At 60.3% G+C, this 262-nt stretch carries 1 protein-coding gene; it reads left to right on the forward strand.

Features of this window, described 5'->3' with window-relative positions:
- Positions 1–262, forward strand: a 262-nt coding sequence (locus tag SB756_RS31405) for a helix-turn-helix domain-containing protein (RefSeq protein ID WP_410913411.1), incomplete at both ends; no start/stop codon positions are given.

The raw sequence follows: 262 nt of genomic DNA on the forward strand, positions 1-262 counted from the left end.
GTTCACGCGTGACGTCACAGCAATGGGCAACGAGGAAATCGCGCGCAGCACAGGGCTCGCCCGGTCGACGGTGACACGCTTGACCTACACGCTGGCAACAACGAAGCACCTGGTGTATGACAGTGCGCTCAAGAAGTACAAGCTGGGTCCTGCGACGATGTCATGGAGTTACGCTGTCATGGACAGCGTCGCAGGTGTCCAGGCGTTGAGCCCTTTTTTGCAGGACTTCGCGGACCAGATGAGGGCCTCCACGGTCGCGCTC

The sequence above is a fragment of the Pseudomonas sp. SIMBA_068 genome (assembly GCF_046534705.1).
GTDB classification, from domain to species: domain Bacteria; phylum Pseudomonadota; class Gammaproteobacteria; order Pseudomonadales; family Pseudomonadaceae; genus Aquipseudomonas; species Aquipseudomonas putida.